Origin of the sequence: Acinetobacter stercoris, assembly GCF_900323515.1 — a bacterium.
Classification (GTDB): domain Bacteria; phylum Pseudomonadota; class Gammaproteobacteria; order Pseudomonadales; family Moraxellaceae; genus Acinetobacter; species Acinetobacter stercoris.
In genome coordinates, this window is the sequence record NZ_OOGT01000017.1 from 24,661 (window position 1) to 32,137 (window position 7,477).

Sequence of the window (7,477 nt, forward strand, 5' to 3'; positions counted from 1 at the left end):
ATAAATTCATGAGAAATCATTATTCCTCATGAACATCATTTATTTACATCATCACATCGTCTAATTCAAGCAATGTTTGACTTACATACTTTCAGGTGCAGACACACCCAACAGTTCTAGACCATTTTTCAGCACTTGCTGCACATTTATAGAAAGCAATAAGCGTGCTTGAGATAGTTCAGCATCATCACCAAGTACTTTATTTTCGTTGTACCAAGCATGGAACAACGCGGCTAATTCTTTCAAGTAGTTGCCGACCTGATGTGGTTCATAGTGATTTGCTGCACGAACCACAACTTCAGGGTAAGCAGCGAGCTTTGCTAAAATCTCTGTTTCTGCATCCAGTTCAAGTTTAGCTGCAAACTGGCGTGCCTGTGTTGCATCAAAGTTAACACCAGTTGTTGCGGCTTTTTCTAACATACGGCAGATACGGGCATGTGCATACTGGATATAGTACACAGCATTGTCCTTACTTTGGGAAACGGCAAGATCCAGGTCAAAGTCAATGTGCTGTTCAGATTTACGCATAACATAATAAAAACGTGCTGCATCATTGCCGACTTCTTTACGTAAATCACGTAAAGTCACAAATTGACCGGAACGAGATGACATTTGCACCATCTCACCACCACGCCACAAGCTGACAAACTGAACCAATAGAACTGTTAATTTAGATGAATCATAGCCCATTGCATCAATCGCTGCTTTAACACGTGCGATATAGCCATGGTGATCAGAACCCCAGATATCAATAAGATCTGTATAACCACGTTGTAACTTATTCAAATGATAAGCGATGTCTGATGCAAAATAAGTGGTTTGACCATTACGACGTTTTACAACACGGTCTTTTTCATCACCGAATTCGGTTGATTTAAACCAGATATTGCCATCTTTTTCATATAGATAGCCACGTTGATCAAGTGTTTGTAATGCTTCATCAATTTTCTCGGTTAATGTCGCTTCACTGAACCATTGATCGAAAGTAACACCAAACTCACCAAGGTCATCCTTGATATCATCCAGAATGGCATGTAAAGCTGCTTGATGGAAAACACGATAACCTGCATTTAACAAGTTTTGCGAGTTATAAATTAAGCCATCAATATGCTTTTCTTTATCGCCAGAGATTACAACTTTGTTGCCATCTGCATCTAACTCTGGTGCATATTGAACATCTTCTGGAACATCGCGATAAACATCAGCAACTTGACGAACATAGGTATCACCATCTTTATCGATAATACCTTGCGCAATTTCTTTAACATAATCGCCTTGATAGGCATTTTTAGGGAAAACCAGTTGCTGACCACAAAGTTCTAAATAACGTAAATAAGTGGAAGTAGCCAAAATATCCATTTGGCGACCTGCATCGTTGACATAATATTCACGTTCTACCTTAGCACCTGTAGCTTCAAGCAGATTTGCAACGGTCATACCATATGCAGCACCACGACCATGACCGACATGCAAGCTTGACGTCGGATTGGCAGAAACAAATTCAACCTGAATCTTCTTGGCTGCATTGGCTTTGGTTTTACCGTATTGTTCTTTTTGAGCTTGGATTTGATCAAGTACCGCAAAACGCTGGTCAGCATTTAAAAAGAAATTGATAAAACCTGGTCCTGCGATTTCAGCTTTTGCAATATCAGCAACTTCTGGTAAATTCTCGAGAATTTGAGTTGCCAGATCACGTGGCTTCATAGCAGCAGCTTTAGAGGCGATCATGGCAATGTTTGACGCAAAATCACCGTGGCTTCGGTCTTTAGTTCGCGTTAAACTGCTTGTATTATCCCAGTCTGATGGAAGAGTCCCTTGAGCTTTAAGGGATTGAACTGCATGATCGAGTGCTGCTTGTATTGCCGTATTCATAATCTATCGAAAAATAAATGTCGCAGAAAAACGCTAAATATAGCAAATTTCGCTAGCCTTAGGTGAATGCATTTGTATCGAAACCCGATAATATCCGCATATATTTACAAAAATTATCTTCGAGGCTTATTCTTTACACGTTACCGCCTTTTCTAGCAACTCGGATTTACCATTTTGGAAAGTATACAGTGTTGAAGAATAATAAATTTTCAATACTTTTGCTTTGCTCATGGCCGCTTTGAAAACTTCCAGCTTTTTAGGATTATTGGCATCAAATGGATTGAGATAGTTTTTGTTGTCCAGTAAAAATTGAGGTTGTCCTGTTGTATTATCATAAGCTTTCAAAATTTCCTTATCCTCTTTATCCTTGAGAATAAAAGCAGGTTTTTGTGAGGAAATCTTACAAATCAAGCGCAGAGAAAGGATAACACCATCTTTATTTTTATTTTGAAGATCGTATAGTCCCTGTTCTTTATTTTCCAGATATACCCATTGATCTACAGGCATTTTCTCACTAAATTTTTCAATTTGTTCATAAGTTTTTTTACTCAGATCAACCACGCCCTTTTTATCGATCTCAGGGATTTTCCTGGATTTATCAAAAACAGAAGTAATTTTATCTTTAGTTTTGTTTACGGTCTGACAACCAGTTAAAAGGGTTGTACCGATAATACCTAAGCAAAGACTTTTTAAAATAATATTCATAATTATGAGATCCAGGAGGATATCGTGATTTCCATAAAATATTGCAATGTTGATGAAGAAATACAACAGTAATTTGAAGCCAAAATCTTTATATTTATTTCAGGCAATTCATCTTATCACAGTCTGAAATGTTTTGAATATGATTATCAATTATATAAATATCTAGTTCGTGTGAAATAGGCTTATGCTTATATGAGATGAAGATGCTGCAAAATGCCGAATGGACTTCGTTCGTTGCATCATCGTCCACATGAATGAGACAGGAAATGACAAGCGAAAATTTAAAAGCCAAACATCCTCTTTACACACCCTATGCGGGTTACACCCTTCTAGAACTCCCTCTATTAAACAAAGGTTCAGCCTTTACAGAAGAAGAACGTTCAAATTTCAATCTGCATGGTTTATTGCCACATGTGATTGAAACGATCGAAGAACAGCATCATAGATCTTATCAACAATATTGTAATTTTAACGAAGACATTAACAAGCATATTTATTTACGAAATATCCAGGACACGAACGAAACTTTATTTTATTACCTTATTCAACAACATTTGTCTGAAATGATGCCAATTATCTACACACCAACTGTAGGTGAGGCATGTCAGCGTTTTTCAGATATTTATCGTCGACATCGTGGGGTCTTTATTTCTTATCCAGACCGTGAACATATTGATGATATTTTGCAAAATGTGAATCGCCGTAATGTCAAAGTGATTGTAATTACTGATGGTGAGCGTATTTTGGGGCTTGGTGATCAAGGCATTGGTGGTATGGGGATCCCGATTGGCAAGCTTTCACTTTACACTGCTTGTGGTGGTATTAGTCCGGCCTATACCTTGCCAATCACGATTGATGTGGGAACAAACAATCAGCAATTATTAAATGACCCGATTTATATGGGGTGGCGTCAACCTCGTATTTCAGGTGATGAGTACTACGATTTTGTTGATCAGGTCATGAATGCGATCAAACGCCGTTGGCCAAATGCCCTGATCCAGTTTGAGGATTTTGCCCAAACACATGCCATGCCGTTGTTACAAAAATATCGTGATCAGGTGTGCTGTTTTAATGATGATATTCAGGGAACAGCAGCTGTTTCTGTGGGAAGTTTAATCGCTGCGAGTCGGGCAGCTGGTAAACAGCTAAAAGATCAAATATTTACATTTTTAGGCGCAGGCTCAGCGGGTTGTGGTATAGCAGAGCAGATTATTAAGCAAATGGTTGCTGAGGGTTTAACTGATAGTCAAGCTCGTGAACGTGTTTATATGGTTGATCGTTTTGGTTTAATTACTGACAATCAGCCTAATCTGATCGCTTTCCAAACTCCTTTAGCACAAAAAACTGAGGTTGTTTCCAAATGGGCAGGCTCAGACGGGATGATTTCTTTACTTGATGTTGTGAAGAATGCAAAACCAACAGTATTAATCGGGGTATCTGCTCAACCCGGCTTGTTTAATGAAGAAGTGATTAAAACTATGGCAGAGAATTGTGATCGCCCAATTGTATTGCCACTTTCAAATCCAACATCACGTGTAGAAGCTGTTCCCGCTGATATTATTCAATGGACAGATGGTAAGGCATTGATTGCTACTGGTAGCCCGTTTGCTCCAGTAAACTATCAAGGCAAGATTTATAATATTTCTCAGTGTAATAACTCTTATATTTTTCCAGGTATCGGTTTGGGGGTTGTTGCCTCGCATGCAACTCGTGTGACTGATAATATGTTGATGACATCAAGCTCAGCGTTGGCAGACTGTTCACCTATGCTTAATGATCCAGATGCAGATTTATTGCCGAATCTGGATGATTTGCAAAAAGTTTCTAAATATATAGCTTTTAAGGTTGCTAAAACTGCCATTGATGATGGGGTTGCACCAGCAGTGAGTGATGATATCTTGAGAGCAAGCATTGAGAAAAACTTCTGGAAACCAGAGTATCGTCGTTATAAACGTGTACCGTTTTAAGTTTTTCAAAAGCTATTTTATTTAAGGAACCCATAGTGGTTCCTTTTTTGATGGATTTGGATAATTTGATGTTGTTAAATCCATATTTGATTTTCTTTAAGAATGGTGGTTTTATTTGAAAAATTAAATTCATGAATAAAAACAATAAAATATTCGTTCTGTGCTAATGCGTTAAATTTTGATTTTGCTATATTTAATCAATAAATGATTAGAAATTAAAAGAAAATGATTAATCAAATTGGCTATTTNGCTGANAAAATGGGGNTGAATACACGTCATCGTGCAATTTATTCAAAATTTTCAAATCATCTTTTAGATGCTCAGGTTCTGGTNCAAAGTGTAANGGGTGTGCATTTTATCAATGATGAACCTCATTATGAACTTTTATGCNTATCCCTCAATGCCCATATTCCACTTAAATCATTTTCAGGTTGTCTGGTTGCCATAGATATCCTCACAGATTCTGGCGACTTTTCACGCTTTACAGGGATTGTGTCTAAAGTTACCCAGGGTGCCAGTGATGGCTCACTGTGCGTCTATAAAGTCGTATTACAGGATGCCTTTTCTTTACTCAAACTGACTCATAATAGTCGGATATTTCGAAATAGCGATGTCATCAGCATCACCAAAGCACTGATAGAAGAAAGCATTCATAACAGCTCATTAATTGCATCTGCACTTACACTGGATTTATCTGGCATCAGGAAAAGCTATGATACACGCCCATTTGTGATGATGTATAACGAAAGCTTATATACCTTTTTAACCCGACTATGGCGTTCCGAAGGGATCAGCTGGTTGATTACAGAAACGGATACAAAAGTCGTTCAACCTGCCAGCGATATACAAGTACAAAAATTATGCCTCATTGATAGTGTAGCCGAATTTAAGCGTCTATCCCGAAAAAGCATACGATTTCATAGTCGAAGTAATGCAACAGAACGCTTTGATACCATCACCAGCTTAAGCAGTGAAAGACAGATACAGNCCACATCGATACAAACACAACGCTGGACACCGGATCACTTCTATCAGGATCAGGATGCCATTTCTTATACCAGACACCGGCATAGTGAAAACTTTGATACAGATACCCTTGATCTGGCACAGGTCTGGAATCTGGCACCTGCATGGATCAATGATTCAGATGAACAACTTACCCCATCCAGTAATGCACAGCTGAACCGGTTGAATCAGCAACTCATCGACTATCAAAACTTGCAAGCCAAAAAATTCATAGCCAGAAGCAGTGTCCGTGATGCGGATGTGGGATATTTCTTTGAGCTGACAGGACATTTTGAACTGGATCAGCATGACAGTNCAGATCGGCAAATGCTGNTTTTTGGGAAAAAATTCTATCACCAGAACAACTTGCCCAAAGACCTGAAAAACCAGATTGATNCNNTGATTGACCTCAGCCACTGGCANTATNTAAAAATCAATCAGGATGAAATGCATGGTACCGAACTGACACTCGTGCGCCGAAATATNCCGGTTGTTCCAGAATACCATCCATTAAAACATCGGCCACAGGTATATCCGATGCGTGGNATGGTGGTTGGTCCAGAAAATGAACAGATCCATGTCAATGCCTATGGAGATGTGAAAGTCCGCTTCCTGTTTACNCGGGCACAAGACCATCAACATGCAGGTGGCAGTGGTTCCAATGATAATGATCAGGATTCCTTCTGGTTACCCGTCATGACATTTTGGGCAGGGTCGGCAGGAGAAGGCAGCCGTTTCCATCCGCGAGTAGGTGATGAAGTCTGCATCAACTTCTTTGAGGGCGATATAGATCGACCTTTTGTCGCTGGAAGTATCTATGAGTCTTCACATCCACAAACCAGTTTTGATAAGAAAGGACAAGTTCCNGAGACCAAAAAGCTCAGTGGAATCAGAACGAGGGAAGTCGATGGAGAAGGCTTTAACCAGTTGCGTTTTGATGATACGACGGGGCAGATCAGCGCACAGCTACAAAGCTCACATGCAGCGACACAACTTAATCTTGGAAACCTGAGCCATCCTAAAGACAAAGCGACTAGCAATGGACGTGGAGAGGGATTTGAACTGAGAACAGATGCCTACGGTGCCTTACGTGCAGGAAAAGGCATGCTGATCAGCACCTATGCACAGGAAAACGCAGTCGCAGATCATCTGGATGCGGTACAGGCGCAGAACCTGCTCAACCAGGCCAATGCAAGCATGAGGATGCTCAGTGATCTGGCTGTAAAACAACAGACTGATGCACTCAATGTAGTCAGTCGCTTACCGAAACTGATTCAGTCGCTGGAACTAAAAAATACCAGTCAGGCACTACAAGCCACACTCAACTTATTTAAAGAAGGCATCGCCAGTGATCCGGTCAATGCCCTGAAAGACTGTGCAGGATTCATCAATGACATTGGGCAGCATGGCGGCATTGGAGAAATAGCAAAAGAGTTTAACCAGTTTTTAGGGAGTGCAACGGATGCCGTGGATAACCTGAAAGGCTTTATCGAAAATATCGAAGACTTTGGCACAGATCAGATTAAAAACAAACTTGACTCAATCAAGGATGATTTTAAAAACGATCCATTTGCCGCCTTACAAAGTGTAGGCAGTACCTTATCCAGTGTCAGCTTAAATGATTTCAATCTCGGCAACTTGAGCAGTGCCTTGACTGGTGGTAGTGGCCTGAATGGGTTGTTAAATACCGCACAAAGTTTTATGAGTAGCTTTAACAAAGACACGGAGAATAGTGAAAATACCTCAGCAGAAAACCAAAGCAATGGCACGCTGTTTAGACAGGCGTTGATGCTGTTTGCTTCACCGAATGGCATCGCGATGACTACACCTGAAGATATCGTCAATCATGCAGGTCAGGAGATTGGATTTAGTTCAGGCGGTTCAACCAACTTTAGCTCACAAAAAAATATCCTGATGCATGCACAGGG

The 7,477-nt window shown here is 40.0% G+C and carries 4 protein-coding genes; 2 read left to right on the plus strand and 2 right to left on the minus strand.

Features of this window, described 5'->3' with window-relative positions; all coding sequences use genetic code 11:
• Positions 1-81 precede the first annotated feature (81 nt).
• Both argS and KPC_RS03255 read right to left on the minus strand, forming a co-directional pair.
• A complete protein-coding gene (gene argS, locus KPC_RS03250; protein ID WP_121972985.1) occupies positions 82-1,872 on the minus strand; it encodes an arginine--tRNA ligase in 1,791 nt (596 codons plus the stop codon).
• 126 nt (positions 1,873-1,998) lie between these two features.
• Positions 1,999-2,577 carry a hypothetical protein gene (locus tag KPC_RS03255; RefSeq protein ID WP_121972986.1) on the minus strand — a complete coding sequence of 193 codons (579 nt, stop codon included), beginning with the start codon at positions 2,575-2,577 and terminating at the stop codon, positions 1,999-2,001.
• Positions 2,578-2,843: 266 nt separating this feature from the next.
• Between KPC_RS03255 and KPC_RS03260 the strand changes: the two genes are divergently transcribed.
• Both KPC_RS03260 and tssI read left to right on the plus strand, forming a co-directional pair.
• Positions 2,844-4,544, plus strand: a complete 1,701-nt coding sequence (locus KPC_RS03260) for an NAD-dependent malic enzyme (RefSeq protein WP_121972987.1) — start codon at positions 2,844-2,846, stop codon at positions 4,542-4,544.
• Positions 4,545-4,802: 258 nt separating this feature from the next.
• On the plus strand, positions 4,803-7,477 hold a 2,675-nt coding region (gene tssI, locus KPC_RS03265), incomplete at its 3' end, for a type VI secretion system tip protein TssI/VgrG (RefSeq protein WP_228212141.1).